Source organism: Egicoccus sp. AB-alg2 (assembly GCF_041821065.1).
Taxonomy (GTDB): domain Bacteria; phylum Actinomycetota; class Nitriliruptoria; order Nitriliruptorales; family Nitriliruptoraceae; genus Egicoccus.
The window spans coordinates 412372-439127 of the sequence record NZ_JBGUAX010000002.1; the positions used below are offsets into that span (position 1 = coordinate 412372).

Genomic DNA, 26756 nt, shown 5'->3' on the forward strand with positions numbered 1-26756 from the left:
TCCCGGCTCGCCCGGTCGCCGCCGCGGCGGGCGGCGGCCGGGCGGCGGTGCTGCTAGCTCCAGATCACCGGCTGCGGCAGGTCGAAGTACCTCGGCTCACCGAAACGGCTCCAGAACTCCTCCATCTCGGCGGCCGCGTCCTCGGGCAGTTCGGCCGCCTCGTGCTCGCGTGCCTCCTGCTCCGAGGTGAAGTAGACGACCTCGAACATCGTCCCGTCCGGGGCGACGGCGCACAGGCCGCCGAGGACGTCGGGCCGGTGGGCCGAGACGAACCGGGAAGCGCGCTCGGCCACCTCCTTCGCCGTGACACCCTCGTCGGCACGGGCCGTGATCACCTGCACGAATCCGGCCTCGTCGCTGCCCCCCTCCAGCATCGTGGCGACGTCGGTGCAGTCGTGGAAGCGCACCTCACCATGGAGGTGCTTGCTCACCTGTGACCACCAGTCGCCCTGCTCGGGGCGCTCGCTGTTGCGGCGCGCCTCCTCCTCCGAGGCGAAGCGGGCCACCACGATCAGGTCACCGGACGGCGTGCGCCCGCCGGTCGAGCCGAGGAACCCGATCGCACCGGGCCGCAGCTCCTGCTGCCAACGCGTCATGACGTCGAGCACGTCGGGGTCGGCGTCGGCAGCGTGGATCACCTGTACGAACATCTCCCACCTCCTCGCGTCCTACCTGCTCAGCATCCCCCTGTTCGGGCCGGCATGGAAGGGGCGGTGTCGACAGCGTCTCGAAAGGTTGCCTGGGTAGCGTCGATCGGCAGGTCGGTCGTGGTGCGCCGAAGGGGCTCCCATGGAGGCGTTCGTCGCTGCGGTGCTGCGGCGTCGCTCGGTGGTCCTGTTGGTGGCGGTCGGGCTGGCGGTGGCCGGCCTGTGGGCGGCGTCGTCACTGCGGCAGGAGGTCTTCCCGGCGATCGAGACGCCCTACCTCGTGGTCACCGCCGTGTGGCCGGGCGCGGATCCCGCGTCGGTCGCCGACGAGGTGGCCGAGCCGATCGAGGACGCCCTCGAGGGCACCGAAGGCATCGAGCACGTCAGCTCGACCAGCGTCGAGGGGCTGACGATCGTGTCGGGCGAGTACGAGTTCGGCACCGATGTCGTCGACCGGGAGCGGCGCGTGCGCGACAACCTCGCGCAGGAGGACCTGCCCGACGACGTCGAGGATCCCGAGGTCCAGCGGGTCAACCCGCAGTCGGCGCCGGTCTTCACCATCGCGCTCACCGGCGGGAACGAGGCGGACCTGCGCACCTTCGCCGAGGACGTCCTCGAACCGCGGCTGGTCACCGTCGACGGTGTCGGTCAGGTCCGCGTCGCCGGCGGGCGCGAGCGCGTGGTGGCCGTCGAGCTGGACCCTCGGCAGTCCGAGCGGGAGGACGTGACCGCGTTCGGCGTCGTCGGCGCACTGGCGGACGCCGACTTGTCGGTGCCGGTCGGGAGTCTGCCCGAGGGCGACCGCGAGGCGACGGTGCGGGTCACCGGGCCCACCGACGCGCTGGACGTCGTGGCTGCCGTCCCCGTCGGCCGCGGCGCCGACACGGCGTCGCTGCCGCCCGCGACCGCGACCGTGGGCGCCGGCCCGGCGGCGAGCGGCGACCCGGCGGCGAGCGACGACCAGGCCGTGACCGACGACCCGGCGGCGGACGGCGAACCTGCGGCGGGCGACGGCGGACCGGGCGGGCAGGGCCGCGAGGCGGGCGGCCAGCGCGGCGCCCGCTCGACGTGGTCGGCGCCGATCGTCGCGGGCGACCCGGACGAGAACGTCCGGTCCGCACCGCCCTCGCCCGAAGACGTGCTGCTGGAACAGCAGCTCGAGCAGCTGCGGCGGCTCGACCTCGAGGTCGGCGACGTGGCCGCAGTCACCTTCGACGACCGCCGTCCCGACGACGCCATCAGCACGCTCGGCGGGGCGCCCAGCGTCACGCTGGAGGTGATCCGCCAGCAGGATGCCAACACCATCGAGGTCGTGGACGGGCTCCAGGCCCAGCTGACCGACGTCGAGGTGCCCGCGGGCATCACCGCCACGGAGATCGTCAACCAGGCGCCCGACGTGCGCGAGGCCGTCAGCGACCTGTCGACCGACGCGCTGATCGGTGGCGCGCTGGCCGTCCTGGTGATCTCGCTGTTCCTCGGCAGCCTGCGCAGCACCGTGGTCGCCGGCGTGTCGATCCCGCTTTCGCTGCTGGTCGCGCTGCTGGCGATGCGGGTCGGCGACCTGACCCTGAACATCCTGACCCTGGGGGCGCTCTCGGTGGCGGCCGGGCGGGTGATCGACGACTCCATCGTCGTGCTGGAGAACATCGCGCGGCTGCGCGAGGCCGGCCTGACCCGCTGGACGGCCGTCATCACCGGCACCTCGCAGATGGTGCCCGCCATCACGGCCTCGGCGATCACCTCGTGTGCGGTGTTCGTGCCACTGGCGTTCGTCGGCGGCCTGGTCGGCGAGGTGTTCGTCGGCTTCGCGCTCACGATCGTGTTCGCCCTGCTGGCCAGCCTGGCGGTGGCCGCGATGGTCGTGCCCGCGCTCACCTCGGTGCTGCTGCCGGAGCGGGCCGCCGAGCGGGGCCTGCGGACTTCGGTCACCAGCCGGCTGGCGGCGGGGGCCCTGCGCCCGGCGCTGCGCCACCGGGCGCTGACGGTGCTGGTCGCCCTCGGGCTGCTGGCGGCGTCCGCGGCCACCCTCCAGTTCGTGCCGGTCGTGCTGTTCCCGGCCGAGCAGGTCGAGGAGCTGGAGGTTGTCGCCGAGGCCCCGACCGGTACCAGCCTGGAGGGCACGGCGCAGCGCATCGACGCGCTGGAGGCGCAACTGCGCGAGGTGCCGGGCATCGAACGGATCACGGCCGTGATCGGCAGCGTGCCGGGCGCGTTCGGCGGCGCCCGCGGCGTGGAGTCGGCGACGCTGACCGTCACCATGGCCGACGGTGCCGATGAGGCCGAGGTCACCGCCGCGATCGACACGGCGGTGGCGGAGACCGACCTGACCGGCGCGGTGTCTCCGTTCGCGGGCATCCCCGGTGGGTCGGACATCTCGCTGCAGGTCAGCGGCGACGACTTCTCGCAGGTGCAGGCGGCGGCGGACACGCTGGTCGGCGCGCTCGAGCAGGTCGACGGGCTGCGCAACGTCGAGTCGAACCTCGACGAGGCACAGCCGGAGATCGACGTCGAGGTGGACCGCGAGGAGGCGGCGGACGAGGGGCTGACGCCGGCGACGGTGGCCCAGGAGATCGGCGCGATGCTGTCGGAGACCGAGGCCGCGACCGTCGACATCGACGGTGACGAGCGCCCCGTCGAGGTGTCGATGGCGCTCGGCGACACGGTCACGGTCGAGGAGCTCGGCGAGCTGGAGGTGGCGCCCGGCGTCGAGGTGTCCGAGGTCGCGACGCTGACGGAGGTGCAGGGCCCCACCGCCGTGACCCGCTACGACGACGAGCGGTCCGCGGAGGTCAGCGGCCGGATCACGGCCGAGAACGCCGGCGCGGTGTCGGACGTCGTGCAGCAGGTGGTGGCGGCCCAGGACCTGCCGCCCGGGGTGAGCGTGAGCTTCGGCGGGATCACCCAGCAGTTGAACGACAGCTTCAGCTCGTTGATCGGGGCGATGGGGGTCGCCCTGGTGCTCGTCTACCTGTCGCTGGTCGCGACGTTCGGCAGCCTGCTCGTGCCGCTGGTGATGATGGGCAGTATCCCGCTGGCGGCGATCGGCGCCTTCCCGCTGCTGTGGATCACCGGGCGGGAGCTCGGCCTGCCGACCCTGATCGGCCTGCTGATGCTGATCGGCATCGTCGTCACGAACGGCATCGTGCTGTTGGAGTTCGTCGAACGGCTGCGCCGCGAGGGACGCACCACGTACGACGCGCTGGTCGAGGCTGCCGGCACCCGCGTGCGCCCGATCCTGATGACCGCGCTGACGACGATCTTCGCGCTGGTGCCGCTGGCGCTCGGCCTGAACGAGGGGGCCCTGCTGTCCGCGGGACTCGCGACGGTGGTGATCGGCGGGCTGATCAGCTCCACCGCACTGACGCTGGTCGTGGTACCGGTGATCTACAGCCTCGTCGATGATCTCCGGCGATGGCTCCTCCGAACGCCGCAGCGTCCCGACACGCCCACACGGCCCGACACTTCCCCACCGTGACGCGGCCGGGGCGGCCCCGTGGCTGCGCCGTCGCGCGAGACGCGGATGATCGGGCATAGGTCGTTCGAGGTCGGCTAAAACCTGCGACGGCACTCCGGCGTCTATCTGCGGACGCCGAGGTCGACAGGGGTGAACGCTGGCAGCGGGGGTGGAGTCCGACGACGTGGCCGTGACCGGCCACGACTTCGACGAGGTCTACACACAGCACGCGGAGGCCACCCTGGCGGTGGTGATCGCCCTCCGGGGCGCACGTGTCGGGGTCGAGGACGTCGTCCAGGAAGCCTTCACCCGGGCACTGCAGCGGTGGGATCAGGTCGGGGCGATGGAGCGACCGGATCTCTGGATCCAGAGGGTCGCGCTGAACCTGGCCACCTCCCGACTGCGGCGGCTCGCCTCGGAACGACGTGCACTGGAGCGTCTGCGGCGCCACCGCGCCGCGATCGGCAGCGTTCGCACGTGAGCAGCCGTTCTGGGACCTCGTGCGGCGACTCCCCGAGCGGCAGGCCCGGGTGGTGGCACTCCGCTACGCGGGCGACCTGTCGGTGCGAGAGATCGCGCAGGTGGTCGGCGTCGCCGAGGGCACGGTCAAGGCGCAGCTGCACACGGCGCGTGCACGTCTGCAGGCCTTCCTGGAGGCGACCGAGCGGCGGGAGCGGCCATGAGCGACGTCGAGACCCTGGCACGTCGTGCGGGTGCGGCGGCGCGTGAAGAGGCACGAATGCGTCTGGCCGGTACAGCCGTGCCGGCGATGCCCGACCGTCGGCGCGGCGGCCGTGTTCGCGCCGTCGGGCTGGTCGTCACGGGCCTGGTCACCGGGATCGTCGTCGCCGCCCTGGCGGTGTCGGCGAACGGTCCCCCGACACCGGTCGTCGAGCCGGCGAGTCCACCGGTGCTGCCCGCCGTGACACCCGACCAGCCGACGGCGCGGGGCGGCGAGCTGCCCGTCCCGGCCGTGGGCGAGGCCCTCGCCGCCTATCTCGACGACGGACGCCCCGTCTTCGTCAGCCACCCCGTCGAGAGCGAGGTCGTCGTCCTGGACGCAGAGGACCCGCGTGCGCCCTGGGGCTCGCGCCAGCTGGTGGCCTACTGCTCGAGCAGCGGATGGTTCGAGGAGCTCCGCCATGGCAGCCGTTTCAATGGCTGGGGGCAGTGGACGGGGGGACCGTCCCCGGCTGGTCTGGCGGTCCATCCGAGCGAGCTCGCGCCGGACGGGCAGACCGTGCGGGTCACCGGCCCCGCGGGCGAGCACCCGGAGCGCGACCCCGCCGACCAGCGGGACCAGTCCTCGCGCGGGCCGTCGTGCAGCGACGAGACCGACGGCCGCGCGACCGGCGGGCCCGGTGTCGTCCAGCACCTGCCGCCAGACTCTCCTTCGGTGACGGACGGCAACGACCTCCCCACGGATCGGTGGACGTGGGTTCGCCTGCTGGTCGGCGGGTCGGCGGCCGAAGCGGTCGTGTGCGACCGTGACGGCACGTGTCCGCAGGATGGCCCGGCGATCGCCGGGCTCGAGCCGTCGGATCCGTTCGTCCTGCTTCCCGACGTCCGCCGCACGATGCTCGCACGAGCGACCGAACATGGTGCCGTCGAGGTGGTCCTGCCGGCGAGCGATGCCGAGGGGCCGCACCCCTTCTTCGTGCCGGTCGAGGACCGACTGCTCGCGCGTCCCCCCGCGGGCGAGGCTTCGGCGAGCTTTCTCGCGGACGGGACACCGGTCTGGGTCGTCCATGAGGCCGGCGGTGAGGTGCGCGTCGTCGACGGCACGTCACCGGACATGCCGACCAGCCTGCTGACCTGGTGCCCCGAGGAGTCCGTGCTCGTCGACGCGGGCGGCCGCGCCTACGGACCTTCGAACCTCGCCCACTACCCCAGCGGACTGGTGGACCATGCTGACACCGTCGGGGTACGCGTCACCGGCGGCGGACCAGTACCGGGATCGGGCGCCGCATCGGAGACGGCGGCCGGGACCACATGCCGCCGCGGGGTCGGTCACGCGCCTCCCCAGTTGGCCATGGTTGCAGAGGGCGGGCGGTTCGTCGCCGGCCCCCACCGATGGACCTGGGTCGACATGGAGATCCGGTCACAGGCCGGCGATCTGTACCTGTGTGCGAGCAGCCGGCACGGCTGCGTCTCCGGTACGGATCCGGAAGCGGCAGCCCGTTGCGAGACCCTCGGGACGCACGCGGATCCCGAGGACTGCGAGCCCTACCGGGATCCGATCGTGACGACGCCGGGCGCGAGGCCCTCCGACGGACGTCAACTCATGCTCGTACGCCTCGCCTCCGACGGGACGGTCGACGTCCGCATCCCGTTGGTGGCGTTCACCTCGAACTGAGCACGGCATCCGGGTCAGGCATCCGGTTCCAAGCCATCAGTTCTCTACGGAGGTTCTGCCTATGTCGGCCGGATGACCTGATCGCGGGCTGTGATGAGGACGTTCGAGTTCGGCGGTCCATGCGGCGTCTGGGGGCCGGTGAAGCCTCGTGCGATCAGCCACCCGCCGAAGAAGACCTCGAACAGGCCGCCGGGAAGGGACAGCACGAGTCCCCCAGCCAGGCCGAAGAGCTCGAGCAGGGCGCCCGCCAGGAACACGGCGTATCCGACCAGTCCCCAGATGGCGAGCGGCCGTGGCACCAGTCCGGCCCGGTCCAGCAGACGGCAGAAGAAGAGGCTGCCGAGACCGAGGGCGGCCATGCCCACCTGGTAGGAGATGTCGTTGACGGCGACAGCGAACGTACTGACCGTCCCGATGTCGGCGGTACCACCGCCGGCCATGTCCGCGATCGGGATGAGTGTCAGGAGTGCGACGACCCCGAGGGCGAGGAGCGTCCCTTCGATGATCCGGCAGGCGAGGTAGCCCAGTGCGACACGTTCGTTGGCCGGCCGCAGGATGGGGTAGGTCAGCACGCCGATGGCGACCACGACGGCGCAGTTGAGCAGCATCAGGACGGCACCGGACACGAAGAACGACGGCCGGTCCGCGACGCGGGTCAGGAAGTCGGGTGCGTCGACGAAGGATGCCACGATGCCGCTTCCGGGCCCGTAGGTGAACATCGCAGCCAGGAAGAGCAGACCGATGGCGCGCGCCCGGGTCCGGCCAGGCGCCCGGCCGGTTTTGGAACGAGGTTCGGTGGACGGGGTGCGGGTCGCGGACGTCATCGGTGTGCTCCTGTCGATCGGATCGGTGACTCGCGATCGACAGCATCACGACGACGGGTGGAGTCTCGGTGGAGACCGGGTGGATCCGCGGTTGCGAAGCCCTCAGTTCCGCTCACGCGCGATGACGTCCTCGAGGACGTCCCGCATGTGGGCCAAGGCGGCTCTCGCGTCGGGGTCGGCATCGAGTTGGGTGGCCAGGGTCGGGTCGGACTCGATGTCGGCGATCGGTTCGGCGATCAGGTGCGTCCGGGCCATGCTGGCGAAGTCGCCGGTGGTGTCCAGGTAAGGCAGTACCCGGGCGGCGTCGCCGAGGCGACCGAGCGACGTCATCATGGGGATGAACTCGACGGCGACCATTCGGGTCACGTCGGTGTAGTCGCTGTCGAGCAGCACCTGGATGTTGTCGCGCAGGATGCGACAGGCCCCGGTGCGGTCGCCGTGCTCGAAGGTCAGCCGGGCCTGCGCGGTCTGGAGCACGCGGTAGGTGCCGGCGGGTAGGTCCAGTCGCTCGGCCTTGTCGAACAGGCGCTTGGCCTCGTCGTAACGGCCGCGGTACTGCGCGGCGTAGGCCTGCATGCCGAGCGCGAAGTAGTGCAGCGTCGGTGGGGCGTGTCGGCGGTGCCGTTCCACCATCTCGGCCGCAACGTCCGCGAGTTCGTCGAACCGCTGGAGCACGATCAACGAGGCCGCCGATCCGGATACCTCGAGCAGGTTGGCCGAGTGTTCCTCGCCGTGCGCGCGGAGCCAGTCGACGGCGGCGAGCGACACCGCCAGCGAGTCGGCACCGACGTTCGCCATGTAGGTGTGGTTGAACCGGACGACCGGGTGATCGGCGTAGCCATGGCGGGCGACGAGCTCGGCGTACTCCCCGGGTGCGTCGGCCTGTGCCCGGCGGTGGCCGGCCCACAGCAACCAGTACACGATCCGTGGTTCGTCCTCGGGTGGGGTGAGGTCCAGGATCCGTTCGGCCCAGTCCGCGATCTCGACCTGGCGTCGCAGGCTGACTTCGGCGGCGATGGGGTGCACCAGCGCATCGGCGAGGTCCGCAGCCCGCGTCGTGCAGGCCCACTCGACCGCAGCACGCAGGTCGGCCCAGAGCTCGGCGAGTCGCGCGACGCCCTCGATCTCGCCGTTGCCGGCCAGGAGTTGACCGATGTCGGCGGTCTGGTCTCGGCACCAGCGGGCGTGGCGGGTCGAGACTTCCTCGTGCTCGCCGCGCTCCGCCAGCGCTTCCCGCGCGAACTCCCGCAGGGTCTCGAGCAGCCGGAACCGCCGCCCGAAGGGACCGGATTCGACGGTGACCAGGGAGCGTTCGACCAGTCCCCCGACGAGCCGGTCGACCTCGACCGCGTCGAGGTCGGCGTCGGTGGCCACGGCCTCAGCGGCGGCGAGGTCGAACGCGCCGGCGAACACGCCGAGCCGTTCGAACAGTCGCTGCTCGTCGGGGGTGAGCAGGTCGTAGGACCAACGCACGGTGGCGCGCAGGGTCTGGTGCCGTGCCACGGTGGCGTGGCGTCCGCCGCCGAGCAACCGGAGGCGGTCGTCGAGCCTTGCGAGCAGCTGCGCTGGTGACAGGCTGGTGGTGCGCGCGGCGGCCAGCTCGATCGCCAGAGGCAGGCCGTCGAGGCGGCGGCAGAGCTCCACGACGTCCGCGCGGGTATCCGCCAGGTCGAGCTCGCCGCCAGCGGCGCGTGCCCGGTCGGCGAACAGTGCGACGGCGGCACCCGCCGCCTCGAGCGGATGGACGGAGACCACCTGCTCGGCAGGGATGCCGAGCGGCTCACGTGAGGTCGTCAGGACCCGCAGGTCGACCGCAGCGTCGGTGATCGCCTGCACGAGCCTCGCCGCGCCCGTCACAACGTGCTCGCAGTTGTCCAGCACCAGCAGCGTGGGACGCGCCTGGAGGGCGGCCGCGATCGACTGGGTCAGGGTGCGGCCGGCGCCGCCGCCGATGCCGAGCGTCTCGGCGACCAGATGGGGGACGTCCGCGGAGGTCGTGATCTCGCTCAGTTCGACCAGCCGCACCTGCGTGCGGTGATCGTCGGCGGCACGGTGTGCCGCGGCGAGCGCCAGCGACGTCTTCCCGACGCCGCCGGGACCCGTGAGCGTGACGACCGGCGAGGAGGTGAGCGCGTCGGCGAGGGCAGCCAGGTCCTCGTCACGTCCGAACAGGCGCACGGAACGGCCCGGCAGCTGGCTACTGCTCGTGCGGGGCGGCGGGTGGTGCCCCGCGTCGAGCTGGAACAGGTCGTGGCCGCCGGCCACCCCGTCGAGCTGGTGCCGACCGAGGTCCTGCAGGCCGTCGCGCTCGAGCAACGCGGCGGTGACCCCGGACACCAGGATCTGCCCGGGATGTGCGGTGGCGGCCATCCTCGAGGCGATGTGCACGGCCGGTCCGAAGTACCCGCCACCCTCCTCCCGCGTCTCGCCGGTATGGAGCGCGATCTGTAGCCGCAGCGCGACCCCGCCGGGCCACGGCTCGTCATCGACCACCGTCTGCAGCTCGCTCGCCCAGCTGGCGGCATCCTCGGCGCGGTGGAAGGCGGCGCCGATCGACTCCCCGGCGGCCACGACGACCGTGCCGCCGTGTCGCCCGGTTACCTCTCGCACCACCTCGTCGAGCCGCCCCAAGGCCACCGCCATCTTGCGGCGATGCTCGACCCACAGGCTGGTGGCGTCCGCGACCTCGGCGAACCCGAAGGTCACCGTCCCCGTCGGCGCCACAGGCGCCAGCGCCTGGCCCCGGTTCGGGCTCGAGGCCTGCGTCTCGCCGTGCAGCGCCTCGTCGTGGGCGAGGATCATCGACTCGACCTCACGCAGGCGACGCCCCGGTTCGACGCCCAGCTCGTCGACGAGGTGGGCGCGGGCGCGCTGGAAGGCACCCAGGGCGTCGGCCTGACGGCCGGTCCGGTACAGGGCGCTCATCAGCAACGCCCACAGCTCCTCGCGGAAGGGATGGGCCGCGGTCAGCTCCGTCAGGGTGGCGACCGTCGAGGCCGCATCCTCGCCCACCAGGTGGCCGAGTTGTGTCTCCATGGCGCCCAGCCACTGTTCGACGAGGCTGTCGATCGCTGGCTGCAGCCCGGGCGCATCCAGGCCTGCGAGCGGTGTGCCGGTCCAGACCGCCAGGGCGCCGTCGACGTCGCCGGCGGCGAGCCGTCGCCGGAACCGGGCCACGTCGACCTGCTCGGGGTCCAGTTCGAGCCGGTAGGCCGCGCCGACCCGTGCGACGACGTCGTGCCCGAGCCCCCGTCGAAGCTGCGCGACGTAGCCCTGCAGGGTCTTGTCGGCCGTGCGCGGCGGCGCCTCGCCCCAGATCACGTCGATGAGCCGCACCACCGGAACCGGCTCGCCGACGGCGAGCGCAAGCGCCGCCAGCAGCACCTGGCACTTGGCCGGGCCGACGTCGAGCGGCTCGCCAGACGCGGTGGCGGCCCCGACACCACCGAGGAGCCGGACCCGCACCACGGCTGCTCCTCGCCTCGGTCGTCGGTCCCTGGGCCAGCGTAGGGCGACCCCCGGCGTGGTGGTCCGGATCGGCTCCACCGGTTCCCCACCGCAGCCCCACCGGGCTCCCCGATGGTGATCCCACCGCGACCGACGACGGTCGCTTCCCACCAGGAGCCACCATGGAACCCACCACCATCCCGCGGCACGCCACACCCGACGCAGCGACACCGATGATGCGGGCCGCAACCCGCGATCACTACGGGCCCGCGAGCAACGTGCAGGTCCGCACCGTCCCCCGCCCCCGGATCAACGACGACGAGGTGCTCGTCCGCGTCCACGCTGCCGGCGTCGACCGCGGCGTCTGGCACGTCATGGCCGGGCTGCCCCACCCGATCCGTCTCGCCGGCTTCGGCCTCCGCACGCCGAACAAGCCTGTGCTCGGCACCGACGTCGCGGGCGTCGTCGAAGCGGTCGGCGCGGCCGTGACACGGTTCCAGCCAGGCGATGCCGTCTTCGGCATGGGCAAGGGCTCGTTCGCCGAGTTCGTCGCCGTGCCCGACGCCAAGCTCGCCACCAAGCCGGCCAACCTCAGCTTCGTCCATGCCGCGGCCATGCCGGTCTCCGGGGTCACGGCGCTGCAGGCGCTGCGTGACAAGGGCGGCGTCCGGGCCGGCCAGAAGGTCCTGATCATCGGCGCATCCGGCGGGGTCGGCACCTTCGCCGTGCAGATCGCCAAGGCCTTCGGCGCCGAGGTCACCGCGGTGTGCAGCCCGGCCAAGGCCGTCATCGTCCGCTCCACCGGCGCCGACCGCGTCCTCGACTACACCCGCGAGGACTTCGTCGCCGACGGACCGATCCACGACGTCATCATCGACATCGGCGGTAACTCCTCGCTCACACGCCTCCGCCGGGCACTCGCCCCCACCGGCACGCTCGTCATCACGGGCGGCGAGACCGGCGGCCGCTGGCTCGGCGGCAACGACCGCCAGGTCCGTGCACTCCTGCTCTCACCCTTCGTCTCCCAGACGCTGCGCACGTTCGTCGCCTCCGAGAACCACCAGGACCTGGCCGTCCTCACCGAGCTCGCCGAGGCCGGCAAGATCGCCCCGGTCATCGACCGCGTCTACCCGCTCGCCGACGCCGCGACGGCCATCCAGCACGTGGCCGACGGTCGCGCCCGCGGCAAGGTCGTCCTCGCCGTCCACCCGACCGACCACACCACGGGGGGTGGCCCGCGATGACCGCCACCACCCTCACCCCCACACGTGACCTCCGCCTCACCGCCCTGATCGGCGGGCTCGGCATCCTCCTCCTGGCCGTCCTGTCGGGTTGGGCGCACTTCGGCGTGCTCGAGGCCCTCGTCACCGACGGTGACGCCGCCCGGACCGCGACCGACGTCCTCGCCGCCTCCACCAGGTTCCGGTTCGGCGTCGTCGCCCTGGTCCTGACCGCGCTCCTCGACATCGTCGTCGGCTGGGCACTGTGGGCCTTCTTCGCCCCGGTCCGCCCCACCGCGGCCGCGGTCGGCGGTGCGCTGCGCGTCGTCTACGGCGTCGTCTTCCTCGCCGCGATCGCGCAACTGGTGGCCGCGCTGGACGTGCTGACCTCGGCGAGGACCGTCACCACACAGGTGCAGCTCGAGGCGCTGCACCGGATCGAGAACTTCCACGTCGTTTGGGACGCTGGCCTGGCCATCTTCGGCCTGCACCTGCTGATCACCGGCTACCTCGTCGCCCGCGCCACCTACGCCCCGCGGCTACTGGGCTGGCTGCTTGCCCTGGCCGGAGTCGGCTACCTCGTCGACAGCGGCGTGGCCCTGCTGGCCCCCGGCGCCGTACCCGAACTGGCCATCGTCACCTTCGTCGGCGAGGTCTGGCTGTTCGTCTGGCTGCTCGCCAAGGGGCGCCACGTGACCCTCGACAGCGAGAAGGTGGACCGATGACGTCGATCCGGACCCGGGGACTGACCAAGGACTTCGGCGACCTCCGGGCCGTCAACGCGATCGACCTGGACCTCCCCTCCGGCGGGGTCGTCGGGTTCGTCGGCCCCAACGGCGCCGGCAAGAGCACCACCATCCGCATGCTGCTCGGCCTGATCGAGCCGACCAGCGGCGAGGCACACGTGCTCGGGCACCCGATCGCCGACCCCTCGGGCTACCTCCACCGCGTCGGTGCGCTCATCGAAGCGCCGGCGTTCTACCCGACACTGACGGGAGAGGAGAACCTGCGGGTGTTCGCCACCTTGGGCGGTCACGACCGCCGTCGCATCGGCGAACTCCTCGAGGTCGTGGGCCTGGGGCGCCGCGGCCAGGACAGGTACAGGAGCTACTCGCTGGGGATGAAGCAGCGGCTCGGCATCGCCGGGGCCCTGCTCCCCGACCCCCACCTGCTGGTGCTCGACGAGCCAACGAACGGGCTCGACCCGCAAGGCATCGTCGAGATCCGCACCCTGCTCCGCGACATCGGCGCCAGTGGCAAGACGGTGTTCGTCTCCAGCCACCTCCTCGCGGAGATCCAGGCCGCCTGCGACTCGATCGTGATGATCGATCACGGCGGCGTGGTCTTCAGCGGCACGATGGCCGACCTGCTCGAGAGGACCTCCCCCGCCATCCGGGCCGCCGCGCAACACGACACCGACACCCCCCGTCTGCTCCAGCTGGCGACCGACGCGGGCTACCGCGCGACGAGAAGCAACGGAGCGATCCAGGTCGACGCCCCCGCGGACTGGGCGCCAGACCTCAACCGTCTCGCCTGGCACGCCGGCATCACCCTCCGAGAGCTGCGGGCCACCTCCGCCGACCTCGAACGTGCCTTCTTCGCCATGACCGGCGCCGACCAGCGAGGAACCGACTGATGCGTGCCTTCCGTTCAGAATGGGTCAAACTCAGCAGACGCAGCACGCTGCTCGGGTTCGGGGGCGCCATGATCGGCTTCTCCCTGCTGTTCACCATCCTCGCCTTCGTCAACGTCGGCGGTGGGAACATCGATCTCGACAGCGGAGGGGCCGAGTCGTTCGTCACCACGGCCGCACTCTCCCGACCCGGCGGCTCGGTCTTCGCCGCCACCAACGTGGCGAGCTTCCTCGGCGTCATCGCCCTCTCGCTCTTCGCCTCCAACGTGGCCGGCGAATTCAGCAAGGGCACCCTCCGCACGCTGTTCGTGACCGAGCCCGACCGGATCAAGGTGTTCGCCGGGAAGATCGCCGCCCTGCTCTCGTTCACCGCGATCGCGGTCGCGGCGACGCTGGCCGTCAGCATCACCGCCGGCGCGCTGCTGGCACCAGGCGTCGGCGTCGAGACGGCAGCCTGGTGGACCGCGGACGGCCTCTCCGCTATCGGAACCACCTACCTCAACCTCACCAGCGCGGCGCTGGTGCCGGCACTGCTCGGCGCCACCATCGCCATGCTGTCCCGATCCGCAGCGATCGCCATCTCCGTCGGTGTCGCCTGGTTCATCCTGGGAGAAGCACTCATCAGCGCCTTCTGGTCCGACCTCGCCGAGTGGGGGCCCGCAGCGGTCACCAACGCGCTGGCCGTCGGTGGCGTCGGTGGCCCCGGACTCATGGGCGGCCCCCCACCCGTGATCGGTTACGCCACCGCGGCCCTGCTCGCCGTTGGCTACGGCGCCTTCAGCCTCCTGCTCTCCTCCGCCGTCCTCGCCAAACGGGACGTGACCAGCTGATCAGCCGGGGAGGTCGCCCGCCCAGCGGCCGGCCCCGGCTCCGACAGGACGGATCGGCCATGAGAAGCTCCGCCTGGCACCCACGGCAACTTGGTCCACGAACCGGGCGCACGTTCGTCGTCACGGGCGCCAACAGCGGCATCGGCCTGGAGGTCACGCGCGACCTCGTGCGACGCGGCGCCCACGTCGTCATGGCCGTCCGCGACACCGCCCGAGGAGCCGCCGTCGCGTCGCAGCTCGACGGGCCAGGCACCACCACGGTCCTGCGACTCGACCTCGCCGACCTCGACCAGATCCCCGAACTCACCCGAGCGCTCCTCACGGGGCACGACGAGGTGGCCGCACTCGTCGCCAACGCCGGGATCATGGGCGGACCTCTCCGCCGCAGCCCGCAAGGCCACGAACTCCAGATGGCCACCAACCACCTCGGGCACGCTGCCCTCATCGCCGGCTTGTGGCCGCTCCTGGAAGCCAGCCGCTCACGGCTCGTCCTGGTCACCAGTGGCGAGGCCCGCGACGGCCACCTGTCGCCCGCCACCACCCGCAAGGAGCTCCTCGACCCCGACCCCTACGACGGCAGACAGGCCTACCGCAACAGCAAACAGGCCAACCTGCTGTTCGCCCAGGAGCTCCACCGCCGGAGCTGCGCGACCGGATCGGCCGTGTCCGCGGTGGCGGCTCATCCCGGCGCGGCTGCGACCGGCCTGCTCGCCCGCCAGCTCCAGCGGGCGGGACGCCCTCGGCTCGCCGGGCTGAGCAGGGGCGTCACTTGCGTCATCCTCCCCTCCGCGCGGGCGGGCGCACGGTCGACGCTCCGGACCCTCGACCCGGACACCCCGAGCGGCGCGTTGGTTGGTCCGGCCCGGTTCGGTCAGCTCCACGGACCACCGCAGCTCCTCGACGTCTACGACTCGGCGAGCGACCCCGCAACCGCCGCCCGCCTCTGGCAACTCACCCAGGATGCGCTCGGCACCCCGTTACCGTTCTGACCCCGATCGTCGACGCCGGGCACCGACCTCGAACGATCTACGTCGCCTCAGGCAGGCTCACATGGTCGCCGGCGCCGAAGTGGTGCCGGTGTCCGCCCGGGGTGGTGTTCAGCCGACGACGGAACACCCGGTTCATGGTCTCGGTGGCACCGAACCCGCACACCCTGGCGATCTCCTCGATGGGGTTGTCCGTGGTCTCGAGGAGCCGGCAGGCAGCATCGAGCCGCAGGGTTTCGACGTGCTCGGCCGGGCTCGCGCCGACCTCGTGCTTGAAGCGCCGGCTGAACTGCCGCTCGGAGAGGTTCACGTTGCGGGCCAGCGCGGGGACGGACAGGTTGTCGGCGAGGTGGTCGGGGAGCCACGCGAGCAGTTCGCGGATCGGTTCGCTGTCGGCGGACTGCGCCGCCAGGAGTTTGGAGAACTGGCTCTGACCACCGGAACGGCGCAGGTACACGACGAGCTGGCGGGCGACGCGCGCGGCCGCGCGTCGGCCGTGGTCCTCGGCGACGAGCGCCAGGGCCATGTCGATCCCCGCGGTGATGCCGGCGGAGGTCCACACGTGGCCTTCCTGTACGTAGAGCGCGTCGGGGTCCACCTCGACCTCGGGGTAGCGCTCCGCCAGCTCGTCGCATTCGGCCCAGTGGGTGGTGGCCCGTCGGCCGTCGAGCAGCCCTGCGGCAGCGAGCAGGAACGCGCCTGAACACACCGAGGCCACTCGGGGTGCCTTGCAGGCGAGCCGTTGCAGGTGCTCCACCAGGATCTCGTCGTTGCTCGGCTCGTCCATGTCCTGGCCGCCCGCGGCCACCAGCGTGTCGAGTGGGCCGTCAAGGTCGACGATCGATGAGGTCGCCATCTCGAGCCCGCAGCTCGACCGGACCGGTCCGCCGTGGGTGCTGACGAGCTCGGTCCGGTAGTCGGCCGTGTCGAGGAACCGGGTCGCGGTCGAGAACACCTCCATCGGCCCGGTCACGTCGAGGATTTGTACGCCCGGGAACGCGACGAAGACGACCCGTCGTGCACGCACGCGCTGGCTCCTGCTCGCGGGCCTCTGACCCTTCCAGCCGTGTCCGACATCGTCAAGCACGTGTCATGGCGTCGTGAGGTGAGGTGCCGGAGTCTGCGAGGACATCCCGATCGGAGCCTCCATGTCTTCTCGCCGTCTCGTCCAGCTTCTCGTCTCGGCAGCCGTCGCCGTGAGCCTGCTCGCATCACCTGTCGTCGCCGCGGCGGCGGCCGAACCCATCGCGCCAGAGCGTCTCGATGCCTGGATCACCGAGCGCATGGATGCCCACGGGATTCCCGGCGCTGCGGTCGCGGTCGTCCAGGGTGGCCGCACGGTGCACCTGGGTGGCTATGGCAGTGCCGACGGCGCGGACCGGCCGGTCACCGAGACCACGCCGTTCCTGATCGGTTCGGCGAGCAAGCCGTTCACCGCCAACGTGGTGCTGCAACTGGTCGACGAAGAGCGGCTGTCGCTGGACGAGCCGGCCTGGCCCTACATCTCCGACTTCGTACCGTCGCCACCGGACGGGTTCGAGGACGCCACGATCCGGCAGCTGCTGACCCACACGGCCGGTCTGGGCATGTCCGTGGGGCTGCCGGGCACCGTGCCGGTCCACACTTCAGCCGACGCGCTCGAGCGGCGGGTGGCCGACATGCTCGCCCAGCCGCTGGCCGCACCGCCTGGTGAGCGCTACGAGTACGCGAACAGCGGCTACGCGGTGCTGGCCGCGGTCGTCGAACAGGTGACGGGACAGCGTTTCGACGAGGTGCTGCGCGAACGCATCCTCGATCCGCTCGGCATGCAGGACACCTTCGCCACCGACGACCACCCTGCCGCATCGCGTTTGGCCAGCGGGCACCGGCAGTGGTTCGGCAGCTGGCGCCCGGCTGACCTGCCGTTCGACCGGGCCGGGGTCGCGTACGGCTATCTCGGCTCCACCGCCGCCGACCTCGCGACCTTCCTGCAGGCCCACTTCGACGGCGAGTCGCCCGCCATTCCGCGCAGCGCGGCACAGATCGCGGACGGACCCACCATGCCCAGCGGCTGGGACTTGCCGCTGGAGGCCAACCAGGGGCTGGGCTGGATGGTCGACGAGCTCGCCGGCCACCAGGTCGTCAGCCACGCCGGCTCGCTCGGCCACTTCACCACCCACCTCATCCTGGTGCCTGGCGCGGACGACCTCGGTATCGCGGTGGCCACCAACGCCAGCGCGTTCGTGGCTGCCGGCCACACCAGCCAGTACGACCTCAGCGTCGGTCTCACCGAGCTGCTGCTCGGCCAGGAGGGAGCCGTCGAGACCGCCAGCCCACTGACGGTCCTGGTCGCTCCGATCGTGACCTGGCTGCTGCTCGCGGCCCTGGTCGGCCTCGCAGTACGGCATCTGGTGACGACATTGCCGCGCTGGAGGCGAGCGGCCGCGACCGGAACCGGCCGTCGTTGGCTGCGCAGGGTCGTCCTGCCCGCTGCCGGCTGGCTGTCCCTCGCCCTCGGACTGTCGCTGTCGCTGCCGCTGGGCGCTGCACGCCACTTCTACCCGGACGTCGGCTGGGCAGCGACCGCCATCGTCGCCGTCGCGCTGCCCTGGGCCGTGATCCGCACCGCAGTGACCATCGCCGCCCTGCGGCCCCGAGCGACCGCCTGACCCGGCGCGCCTCCCTCCGTCCTCGACCCGAGGAGAGATAGATCATGCCCGCGTCCGTCATCAGCACGCTCATCGTCGCTGCCGTCGCAGCGATCGGCGCCACGGGGGCCGTACGAGCGAAGCGTGCCGCACGCACGTTGTACCCGGCGCCGCCACCGGTGGTCGACGACAACACGGTCGACCTCGACCGTCACGACCCGGACCGCCCCACGGCCTTGGTGCTGCTCGACCACGCCGGCACAGAGGTCTCCGACTTCCTGCTGCCCTACGAACTGTTGGCCGCCTCACGGGCGTTCAACGTCTACGCCGTCGCCCCCGAACGCCGCCCCGCAACCCTGACCGGCGGCCTGGACGTCGTCCCGCACCTCGGCTTCGCCGACGTCGCGACGCTGCCGTCGAGCCGGGTCGAGGTGGTGGTCGTCCCGCACCTGCCCACGCCGGACGACCGTGTGCTCGGCTGGCTGCGGGCGCGCTCCGAGGCCGGTGCGCTGGTGCTGACCATCTGCACCGGCGCCGGCGTCGCCGCAGCGGCCGGCTTGCTCGACGGCCGGACGTCGACGGCCCACTGGGGCGACATCGGCCGTTTCGAGCGGCGCTACCCGCAGGTCCGCTGGCGGCGTGACGTCCGCTATGTCGACGACGGCGACTTCATCGCCAGCGCCGGCATCACGTCCGGGATCGACGCGACCCTCCACGTCATCCGACGTCTCGCCGGCGACGAAGGCATGCACCGCGCCGCTGAGACGGTCGGCTACACCGACCTCGGCTACCTCGACGATCCCGCGGTCGAGCCCTTCCGGGTCTCGATGGCTGACCTCATCGTCGTGCTCCGGGCGGCCTTCGCCCGTCGGCCGCGCATCGACGTGTTCCTCGACGACGACGTCGACGAGTTCGCGCTCGCCGCCGTCATGGACACGCTCGCCGCCAGCTTCACCGCGCGCCTGACCACCGTCACCCCGGACGGCACGGCGGTGCGCACCCGGCACGGGCTCACCGTCATCCCCCGGGCATCGGCGGCCACGGCACCGGCCTCTCAGCGCCGCTACCCGGCCCGGACGTCCGGGACGCCGTACCGCGCGTTCGACGAGGCGCTCACCGACCTCGCCGACCTCGGCGGCCGGGCGATCGCCCGGTTCGCCGCCAAACGCCTCGAACTTCGCAACACCCCGATCGACCCCACGACCACGCAGAACGACCACGCAAGGAGCATCCGATGACCCACCACGCCCCCAACCCGCCGTCCGCCAACGTCGACCGGCCGCTTCGCGAACTGGTCGCTCGCCCGGTCGCCGGCCTCGCCCGTGCGGTCCACCGCGCCCCCCGCCTGGTGATCGCCGTCGCCGTGGCCGTCACCGCCATCATGGCGGTGGCCTCCGGTCGGGCGCACGACGCGCCCTCCGGCGAGGGGATGATGCCCGACGTCGCGGAGGCGGCCGCGGCCGAGACCATCAGCGAACGCTTCGGTGACGACCGCGAACAGCTGCTGCAGGTCGTGGTCCGCTCCCGCCGCGAGAGCCTGGTCGGCGCTCACGGCTACCTCGCCGCCGCGCGGATCGAGGCGGCCGTGCGCGACAGCGACGCGGCTGCACGGATCGCTGATCGCGACGGCCGGCCCGGCGTCATCACCTGGGCCTTCCCGGCCCAACGGGCGCTGGCCGGGGCAGATCCGGCGCGGGTCACCGACGCGGAGGTCCGCGCGGCCTACGCCGACGGGCTACAGGCGCTGCCGAGCGAGCACGCCGCGATGGCCACCGCGCTACTGCCCGCCGACACCCCTCCCGAGCAGGCCGACCGCGCGCTCGCGCTGGTCGCGATCGACACCACCGGCCTGAGCGACGATCCCGAGCAGCGCCACGATGAACTGCTCGCGATCCACACCACACTGGCCGACGCCATCGCCGCGGCCGACCTCCCGAGCGATGTCCACGCCGAGCCGTTCACGCCCGAGCTGCTGTTCGCCGGCGCCGAGGAAGCCTTCGAGGTCGAGATCGGGCGACTGTTCACCAGCGCGCTCCTCATCATCGTGGCCATCCTGGCCGTCGTCTACTGGGTCCGGCCCGGCGCCGGGATGTCCAGACGACGTGCCGGCCGCCGCTCGGCAGCCGACGTGCTTCTCAGCACCGCCACCACCTTCATGGCGATCGTGTGGATGACCGGCGCCGCCGCGCTGCTCGGCCCCGGTGGCCTCGACGTCATCGGCGGCATGAACGAATTCACCCAGGTCATCCCCATCCTGCTCATCGGCCTCGGCGTCGACTACGCCATCCACCTGACCTCCCGCTTCCGCGAGAACCTCGGCACCGGCGCATCGGTGACCGAAGCGGTCACCGGCTCGATCCGCACGGTCGGCGGCGCACTCGTGCTGGCCACCATCACCACCGCACTCGGGTTCCTCACCAACGTCTTCAACCCCATCCCCGCGCTTCGCGACTTCGGTGTCCTCGCCGCGATCGGCATCGTCGCCGCCTTCGCCCTCACGATCACCGTGCTGCCCGCCGCCCGGCTGCTGCTCGACCGTCGCGCCGAACGGGCCGGTCGTCTGCCCACGACCGCGTTGGCGCGATCGTCCGATCAGTTCCTGCCGCGCCTGATGGGCCGCACCGCCGTCGTCGCCGAGCGAGCCCCGGTGGCGACCCTCGTCGTCACCGCCTGCCTGGCTGTCGTCGGCGTGTACGGCATGACCCAGCTCGATACGCGGTTCAGCAACACCGACTTCGTGCCGCAGGACGCTCCTGCCCTCAAGACGTTGGAGACCCTTCAGGACGACTTCGCCAGCGCCTACGCCGAGACCACGGACGTGCTGATCACCGGCGAGGTCGCAACGCCTGCCGTGCACAACGCCCTGGTCGCCGTCCACCACGACCTCGCGGCGGTCGACGGGGTGGTGACCGTCGGCGGGATCGCCGACGCGGCCTCCCCCGTGACCATGCTGGCCGGGCTCCTCCAGCCCGGACCAGACGGCGCGACGGCTCCTGGACAGCTGGCGGCTGCCGCGTCGGCGACCGGTCTCGGTGACGATCTCACCGTGGCCGAGGATGCTGACGTGGACGCGCTGTACCGCGAGCTCACGTCGGTCGCCCCGGAGGCCGCCGAGATGATCGCGAGCGACGGGTCCGGCAGTATCGATCACCTGCGACTGCAGGTAGCGACCGTCGCCGACCAGGATCGGGCGGCAACGCTCATGGCCGACCTCGCCGCGGTGTTCGCCCCAGTCGAGGCACACGGCGTCGAGGTGGTCGCGACCTCGACGGGCATCCAACAACAGGTCGTCGTCGACGCCCTCCAGGAATCCCAGGCCACCTCCATGATGCTGACCCTGGTCGTCGCGATGCTGCTGCTGATGGCGGTGTTCGCTTACGAACAGCGACGGCCGGCCCTCGGCGTGATCACGACCATCCCAGTCATCCTGGTGGTGCTCTGGACCTTCGGGATGATGGCCGCAACCGGGATCCCGTTCGGTCCCATCACCGCGACCATCGCCGCGCTCGCCATCGGCATCGGTCTGCCCTACGCGATCCACATGACGCACCGCTTCACCGAAGACCGCCGACGTCACGCGGACATCGGCGCAGCGATCCGGGCGACGGTCCGCCACACCGGTGGTGCGATGGCAGGCTCCGCGTTCACCACGATGGCCGGCTTCGGGATCCTGATCACCTCGTCGCTCGTCCCGTTCCGCCAGCTCGGCGCCGTCACCGCCTACGCCGTCGGCTTCAGCCTGCTGGCCGCAACGCTCGTGCTGCCCAGCCTGCTGGTCCTGTGGGACCGGTGGCACCACCGACACAGCGAGCCGGCTCCCACCACCGAGGTCGATGAGCCGCTCCTGGCCACCGTCGACGCGTGAGCACCCGGCGGGGCCGTCGAGACGGCGGCCCCGCCCACCACCGGAGACAGACATGAAGACCGAGCTCGACGTGGCCATCATCGGAGGCGGCGCCGGCGGCCTCAGCGCTGCCCTCGTCCTCTGCCGCGCACGACGGCGCGTCGCCGTCATCGATGCAGGACAGCCGCGCAACGCTCCGGCGGCTCACCTGCACGGCTTCCTCACCCGCGACGGCACCTCACCGGCCGACCTCATCGACCGGGGCCGGCAAGAGGTCGCCAGCTACGGGGGCCACCTCATCGACGCCCGTGTCCTGGACATCGACGCGGGCGACGAGAGCTTCCGGCTCCGGCTGTCCGACGACGCCGAGCTGTCCGCGCGCCGCCTGCTGTTCGCCACCGGCCTGACCGACCGCCTCCCCGACGTGGAAGGCATCGAGGCCCGCTGGGGCCACGACGTCCTGCACTGCCCCTACTGCCACGGCTACGAGATCGCCGACCAGCCCCTCGGCGTCCTCAACGCCGGACCCACCGCCGTCGAGCAGGCAGCGACCATCCGCAACTGGTCCACGGACGTCACCCTGTTCACCAACGGGTCACGACTCGAAGCGCAGGAACGCGCCACCCTCACAGCGATCGGCATCGAAGCGGTCACCACGCGAGTCGACCGACTCGTCATCACCGACGACGCACTCGCCGGCCTCCGCCTCGCCAATGGCACGCTCGTCACCCGCACCGCACTGTTCGTCGCCATGACACCCATCCCCAACGACACCCTGCTCCGACACCTCGGCGCCGCAACCCGCGACCACCCGATGGGCAAATTCGTGAGCACCGACGAGCAAGGACGCACCAGCATCTCTGGCACATGGGCCATCGGCAACGTCGTCGACCCACGGGCACAACTGATCACCGCCGCCGGCGATGGCTCGAGAGCGGCGATCAGCATCAACACCGACCTGATCGCAGAAGACATCAGGCTGGCCGCCGCCACACACTGAACAGGTCCTGGCATCGTCGTCTGCAGACTCGTGATGTACCGCCGATACGAACCCACATACGAAGGACGGCGAGTGGTGACGCCCCTCGCGGCGATCCGCCGTGGCCTCGACGCCATTGCGGCCGGCGAGGTCGTCTCGCTCGACGAGTCGGTGCCGAGCATGCCGCCCGCGACCGCTCGTAGTGGCGCGGGTCTTCCTCAGCCGTCTGCCGATCATCTACGAGCTCCGAGACCACCGGACTCACCCCGTGGTCGCCATTCGGCACCGCGGCAGCGCTCACGGCACCGACCCGCGGTAGGCCCCGGCGACCAGGGCGCAACGCCCGGCTCCGCCGCTGCCGTACGCGCTCGAGCGGAGCACGCTCCGCGGTTCGTGCTCCCGCTCTAGGCACACGCACCCCCTACCGCCCGAAAGCATGGTCGAGGCAGTGCCGCACGGTCGCACAGATGACGCACCGGCGCGGCGCTCGACCGACCGTGCATCGCAGATCCGACCTCCTACCGGGCGGGGCGCCACTTCCCCTCACCCGCGTGTCCGCTGCCACGCCCTGAGCACGGGAAAGCGGCGCCGGCGTCAGTAGCCCTCGAGGCGCTGCCAGCCCTCGCCGACGACGTGGAGGAAGGCGACGCCATTGCCGCGGGCGACGCGATCCACGCCGTCGGTGCCGTCGCCGAGGTACCAGTGCTCGGCACCTGCCTCGACGTCGAAGGGATGGGCCTGCTCCGACAGGTCGAACCGGCGACCGTCGACCTCCCAGTGCACCCAGCACGGCTCCGGGTACTCGACGCCGTCGTCGTCGGTGAAGTCCTCCTCGACGTCGACCGGCTCGCTGCACTCCTCGACCAGCTGCACCGGCATGATCTCGCACGGCTCCGGCAGTGGTGCCTCGTCGTCGGTGAGGTCGAGGTCGGCACGCTCGTCGGCCGTCATGCAGCGGGCCCAGGGGCCGTCGAGGTGGCCGTGGTCGTCGGGAACGACCGACGGGTCCTCGATGACGCCGGCCCGAATCAGCGCCGTCTGCAGCTGCTGGATCTCCCAGGAGTCGTCACCGTCGGGAACCGAGCCGGCCGACCAGGCGGCGTCGCGTGCCTCGAACGCGACCTGCATCGCCACGAAGGCGAAGACGGCGGCCAGCCCAGCGAGCACGAGCGTGACGACCTGGACCCAGTGCGGCCGTTCCATGCGACTCCCCTGCCCCGTACGGCGGCGAGCGCCACCCCTGATGCGGAGGATAAGTCACCGAGCTGCGGGCACCCGGCCGAAACCGCGCGGCGGTACGCCGTCAGTCGATCGCGCCGATCTCGCGAAGGGCGGTCTTCCAGGTGTCCTGGTCGCGCGCCTCGGGGATCGGGTTGTTGTCGGCGTAGATCACCTTGCCGTCCTTGTCGACGATGAAGGTGCCACGCGTCGCGATCCCGAGCCGCTCGTCGAACACCCCGTAGGCCTGCGCGACGGCCCCGTGCGGCCAGAAGTCGCTCAGCAGTGGGAACTCGAAGCCCTGCTCGTGGGCCCAGCGCTGGTGGGTCGGCGGCGAGTCGACGGAGATCGCCACCGTCTCCACCTCTTCGTTGCGGAACACGTCGATGGCGTCGCGGATCCCGCACATCTCGGACTCGCACACGCCGGTGAAGGACATCGGGTAGAAGACCACGACGACGTTCTTCTTGCCCCGGTAGTCCGACAGCCGCACCGGCTGACCGGTCTGGTCGCGGAGTTCGAAGTCGGGCGCTTCCTGGCCGATCTGCACCGTCACGGTTCGTGCTCCTGACGACGCCGGGGCGGGGATGCGGGAGGAGGAACAGCGGGCGCCGCGGCCGCGCAGGCTACTGCGCCGCCGGCCGACCACGGTCGCGGGCGAGGCGGCCGAGCAGCGGGATGGCGGCGATCTTGTCGTCGGTGAGCTGGTCCCAGACGATCCGGCCGGCACTCCAGTCCTGCGTCCGCGGGATCCGCAGCACCCGTTCGGGCGTGACCACCAGGTCGACGCGCAGGTCGTGGGCCGTGCGCGGGATCTGGCCGGCCGGCAGCACCTGCAGGTCGTGCACGGTCGTGGCGATCACCGTGTCCGGACCGATCATCCCGGCCTCGCAGGCCAGCGCGAACTCCAGGTCGCTGAACCCGCCGCCCTTGCCCAGCCGCGTGCCGTCCTCGGACACGGCGACGCAGCCGGTGACCACGAGGTCGACCGGCTCGAGCTCCTCGACGGCGACGGTGCGGGCGCTGGCGGACGCACCCTTGATGGACGAGGCCTTGCGCGGCGTGTCCGCGAGGTGATCGGGATCGAGTAGGAAGAACGGGTCGTCGCCGGCCAGCCGCGGCACCGCCATGAACACGACCTTGCCGTCCTCGAGCGCCCGCTGCCGCACCGGCCACTGCGGGCTGTCCGGGTTGGCCTTGACCGTGCGGGCGGCCGCCCACTCCTCGGTCTCGCGCAGCCGCTGCGCGGCCGCTTCTGCGCCGACGAAGTTGCTGATCCGGTGGTGCGCGCCCGGGAAGCGGGCCACCTTCGCGGCGCTCAGCGCGTCCCAGGTCCGCGTGCGGAGCTCGGCCTTGCGCTCCAGCAGCTGCCGGTCACCGCCGGCGTCGGCGTCATGCCGTCGAGGCTTCCGGGCCACGCTCGACCTCCTCCCCCGGCTGCTCCACGGTGTCGGGCAGACGCAGCAGGCGCGGCCGGTCGTCGACGGTCTCCGGCGCGACCTGCCGCTGCTCGCGCACCTCCTCGATGCGCTCCAGCTGCCGCTCGAGCTGCCGGCGGCGGGTCGTTGCGAGCCCGTCGTAGGTGCGCCGCACCGTGTCGAGCTGCCGGCCGAGCTTGTCCATGTCGTCCACGTACTTGCCCCACTGCTGCGTGAAGCCCGACAGCAGCGCGACGATCTGGTCGGACGTGCGCTGCAACGCCACGCCGTCGCAGGCCTGACGCACCACCGCCAGAACGGCGAAGAGGGTCGAAGGCGAGCACAGCACGACCCCTTGTCGCAGCGCGTCGTCCAGCAGCTGCGGATCCTGTTCGTGCACGTAGCCGTACACGTGTTCGTTGGGCAGGAACAGCAGCACGAAGTCGAGCGTGCCCGCCTCGGGGTCCACGTACCCGCGTGTCGCGAGCTCCTTCACCCGGCCACGGACGTCGCGCAGGAACGCCTTGCGGCAGCGCTCCTGGTCGGCCTCGCCCGCACACTCCAGCATCGCGAGGTAGTTCGCCAGTGGGAACTTCACGTCCATGTGCACGCACAGCTCGCCGGGCAGCAGGAACGTCACGTCGGGCCGGCTGCCCGAGGCGAGCGTGCGCTGCGTGACGTAGTTGACGCCGTGCTTGAACCCGGCCGCGTGCAGCACGTCCTCGGCCATGCGCTCGCCCCACTGACCGCGCGCCTGCGACGAGGTCAGCGCCTCGCGCAGCGCACCGGCGGTCGCCGCCAGCTCCGCATGGGTGCGCGTCACCCCCTGCAGCTGTTCGCGCACCTGCCCGAGCTGGCCTGCCCGCTCCGACTCCAGCTGCTGGACCAGCTCCACCACCTGGCCGAGGGTGGCCCCCATGCGCTGCAGTTCCGCGTCGATCAGCGCCTTGCGCCCGTCCAGTTCGGCCGCGCCGGTGCGCTGCGTGGCCGCGACCTGCTGGTCGGCCACCTCGACCAGGGTCTGGATGGCGTGCTGCAGCTCCTGGCGGTTGCGTTGCGCCACCACCTCCGTCGCGGCCTGCTGCTGGGCGAGCAGCTCACCGCGCAGCCGCTCGACCAGGTCGCGGGAGTCGTCGCGCTGCTGGCGCGACATCCACCACGCGACGGCCAGACCGACCGCGGCCGCGGCGAGCGTGGCGGTCAGCATGGTCGTGAGCATCGGCGTCCCTTCGTCGAGCGAACGGGCGCACCGTACGAACCGGGTGTGACACGA

Annotated in this window: 21 protein-coding genes; 13 read left to right on the forward strand and 8 right to left on the reverse strand. The window is 71.8% G+C overall.

The window, feature by feature from the left end; all coding sequences use genetic code 11:
• Positions 1-53 precede the first annotated feature (53 nt).
• Positions 54-650 (reverse strand): hypothetical protein, encoded by a 597-nt coding sequence (locus ACERM0_RS04590; RefSeq protein WP_373677334.1) that lies wholly within the window; start codon positions 648-650, stop codon positions 54-56.
• A gap of 139 nt (positions 651-789) precedes the next feature.
• Between ACERM0_RS04590 and ACERM0_RS04595 the strand changes: the two genes are divergently transcribed.
• The 4 genes from ACERM0_RS04595 (at position 790) to ACERM0_RS04610 (ending at position 6457) form a co-directional block, all read left to right on the forward strand.
• Complete coding sequence (locus tag ACERM0_RS04595) at positions 790-4122, forward strand: efflux RND transporter permease subunit (RefSeq protein WP_373677335.1); 3333 nt, start codon at positions 790-792, stop codon at positions 4120-4122.
• A gap of 148 nt (positions 4123-4270) precedes the next feature.
• Positions 4271-4582 carry a sigma factor gene (locus tag ACERM0_RS04600; protein ID WP_373677336.1) on the forward strand — a complete coding sequence of 104 codons (312 nt, stop codon included), beginning with the start codon at positions 4271-4273 and terminating at the stop codon, positions 4580-4582.
• Positions 4583-4601: 19 nt separating this feature from the next.
• Positions 4602-4784, forward strand: a complete 183-nt coding sequence (locus ACERM0_RS04605; RefSeq protein ID WP_373677337.1) for an RNA polymerase sigma factor — start codon at positions 4602-4604, stop codon at positions 4782-4784.
• A complete protein-coding gene (locus ACERM0_RS04610; RefSeq protein ID WP_373677338.1) occupies positions 4781-6457 on the forward strand; it encodes a hypothetical protein in 1677 nt (558 codons plus the stop codon). The genes ACERM0_RS04605 and ACERM0_RS04610 overlap by 4 nt, the downstream gene beginning before the upstream one ends.
• Before the next feature lie 59 nt (positions 6458-6516).
• On the opposite strand, the gene ACERM0_RS04615 is transcribed toward ACERM0_RS04610, so the two are convergent.
• Positions 6517-7281, reverse strand: a complete 765-nt coding sequence (locus ACERM0_RS04615; RefSeq protein ID WP_373677339.1) for a DUF4386 domain-containing protein — start codon at positions 7279-7281, stop codon at positions 6517-6519.
• A gap of 102 nt (positions 7282-7383) precedes the next feature.
• Positions 7384-10749 (reverse strand): BTAD domain-containing putative transcriptional regulator, encoded by a 3366-nt coding sequence (locus tag ACERM0_RS04620; RefSeq protein WP_373677340.1) that lies wholly within the window; start codon positions 10747-10749, stop codon positions 7384-7386.
• 161 nt (positions 10750-10910) lie between these two features.
• Between ACERM0_RS04620 and ACERM0_RS04625 the strand changes: the two genes are divergently transcribed.
• The 5 genes from ACERM0_RS04625 to ACERM0_RS04645 are packed head-to-tail and all read left to right on the forward strand — an operon-like array spanning position 10911 to position 15400.
• On the forward strand, positions 10911-11972 hold the full coding sequence (locus ACERM0_RS04625; RefSeq protein ID WP_373677341.1) for an NAD(P)-dependent alcohol dehydrogenase: 1062 nt from the start codon (positions 10911-10913) through the stop codon (positions 11970-11972).
• Positions 11969-12673 (forward strand): DUF4386 domain-containing protein, encoded by a 705-nt coding sequence (locus tag ACERM0_RS04630; RefSeq protein WP_373677342.1) that lies wholly within the window; start codon positions 11969-11971, stop codon positions 12671-12673. The genes ACERM0_RS04625 and ACERM0_RS04630 overlap by 4 nt, the downstream gene beginning before the upstream one ends.
• A complete protein-coding gene (locus ACERM0_RS04635) occupies positions 12670-13584 on the forward strand; it encodes an ABC transporter ATP-binding protein (protein ID WP_373677343.1) in 915 nt (304 codons plus the stop codon). Before ACERM0_RS04630 ends, ACERM0_RS04635 begins: the two co-directional genes overlap by 4 nt.
• Positions 13584-14411 carry an ABC transporter permease gene (locus ACERM0_RS04640; RefSeq protein WP_373677344.1) on the forward strand — a complete coding sequence of 276 codons (828 nt, stop codon included), beginning with the start codon at positions 13584-13586 and terminating at the stop codon, positions 14409-14411. The genes ACERM0_RS04635 and ACERM0_RS04640 overlap by 1 nt, the downstream gene beginning before the upstream one ends.
• A 59-nt stretch (positions 14412-14470) precedes the next feature.
• A complete protein-coding gene (locus tag ACERM0_RS04645; RefSeq protein ID WP_373677345.1) occupies positions 14471-15400 on the forward strand; it encodes an SDR family NAD(P)-dependent oxidoreductase in 930 nt (309 codons plus the stop codon).
• Positions 15401-15437: 37 nt separating this feature from the next.
• Here ACERM0_RS04645 and ACERM0_RS04650 read toward each other — a convergent pair whose 3' ends face one another.
• Positions 15438-16424: a GlxA family transcriptional regulator gene (locus ACERM0_RS04650; RefSeq protein WP_373677346.1), complete on the reverse strand. Its 987-nt coding sequence runs from the start codon at positions 16422-16424 to the stop codon at positions 15438-15440.
• 121 nt (positions 16425-16545) lie between these two features.
• Here ACERM0_RS04650 and ACERM0_RS04655 point away from each other — a divergent pair, with 121 nt between their 5' ends.
• From ACERM0_RS04655 to ACERM0_RS04670, 4 genes are read left to right on the forward strand one after another with little or no spacing between them, the layout of a single operon-like run.
• Positions 16546-18045, forward strand: coding sequence for a serine hydrolase domain-containing protein (locus ACERM0_RS04655; RefSeq protein WP_373677347.1), 1500 nt, complete (start codon positions 16546-16548; stop codon positions 18043-18045).
• Between the two features lie 44 nt (positions 18046-18089).
• Complete coding sequence (locus tag ACERM0_RS04660; protein ID WP_373677348.1) at positions 18090-19262, forward strand: DJ-1/PfpI family protein; 1173 nt, start codon at positions 18090-18092, stop codon at positions 19260-19262.
• Positions 19259-21889 (forward strand): MMPL family transporter, encoded by a 2631-nt coding sequence (locus ACERM0_RS04665; RefSeq protein WP_373677349.1) that lies wholly within the window; start codon positions 19259-19261, stop codon positions 21887-21889. Before ACERM0_RS04660 ends, ACERM0_RS04665 begins: the two co-directional genes overlap by 4 nt.
• 52 nt (positions 21890-21941) lie before the next feature.
• Entirely contained in the window at positions 21942-22868 is a 927-nt protein-coding gene (locus tag ACERM0_RS04670) for an NAD(P)/FAD-dependent oxidoreductase (protein WP_373677350.1), read from the forward strand.
• Between the two features lie 573 nt (positions 22869-23441).
• Here the strand turns inward: ACERM0_RS04670 and ACERM0_RS04675 are convergent.
• The 4 genes from ACERM0_RS04675 to ACERM0_RS04690 form a co-directional block, all read right to left on the reverse strand.
• On the reverse strand, positions 23442-24050 hold the full coding sequence (locus ACERM0_RS04675; protein WP_373677351.1) for a hypothetical protein: 609 nt from the start codon (positions 24048-24050) through the stop codon (positions 23442-23444).
• Between the two features lie 100 nt (positions 24051-24150).
• Positions 24151-24621 carry a peroxiredoxin gene (locus ACERM0_RS04680; RefSeq protein ID WP_373677352.1) on the reverse strand — a complete coding sequence of 157 codons (471 nt, stop codon included), beginning with the start codon at positions 24619-24621 and terminating at the stop codon, positions 24151-24153.
• Positions 24622-24691: 70 nt separating this feature from the next.
• Positions 24692-25483: a 5-formyltetrahydrofolate cyclo-ligase gene (locus ACERM0_RS04685; RefSeq protein ID WP_373677353.1), complete on the reverse strand. Its 792-nt coding sequence runs from the start codon at positions 25481-25483 to the stop codon at positions 24692-24694.
• Positions 25458-26702, reverse strand: coding sequence for a DNA recombination protein RmuC (locus ACERM0_RS04690; RefSeq protein ID WP_373677354.1), 1245 nt, complete (start codon positions 26700-26702; stop codon positions 25458-25460). The genes ACERM0_RS04685 and ACERM0_RS04690 overlap by 26 nt, the downstream gene beginning before the upstream one ends.
• Between the last annotated feature and the right edge of the window lie 54 nt (positions 26703-26756).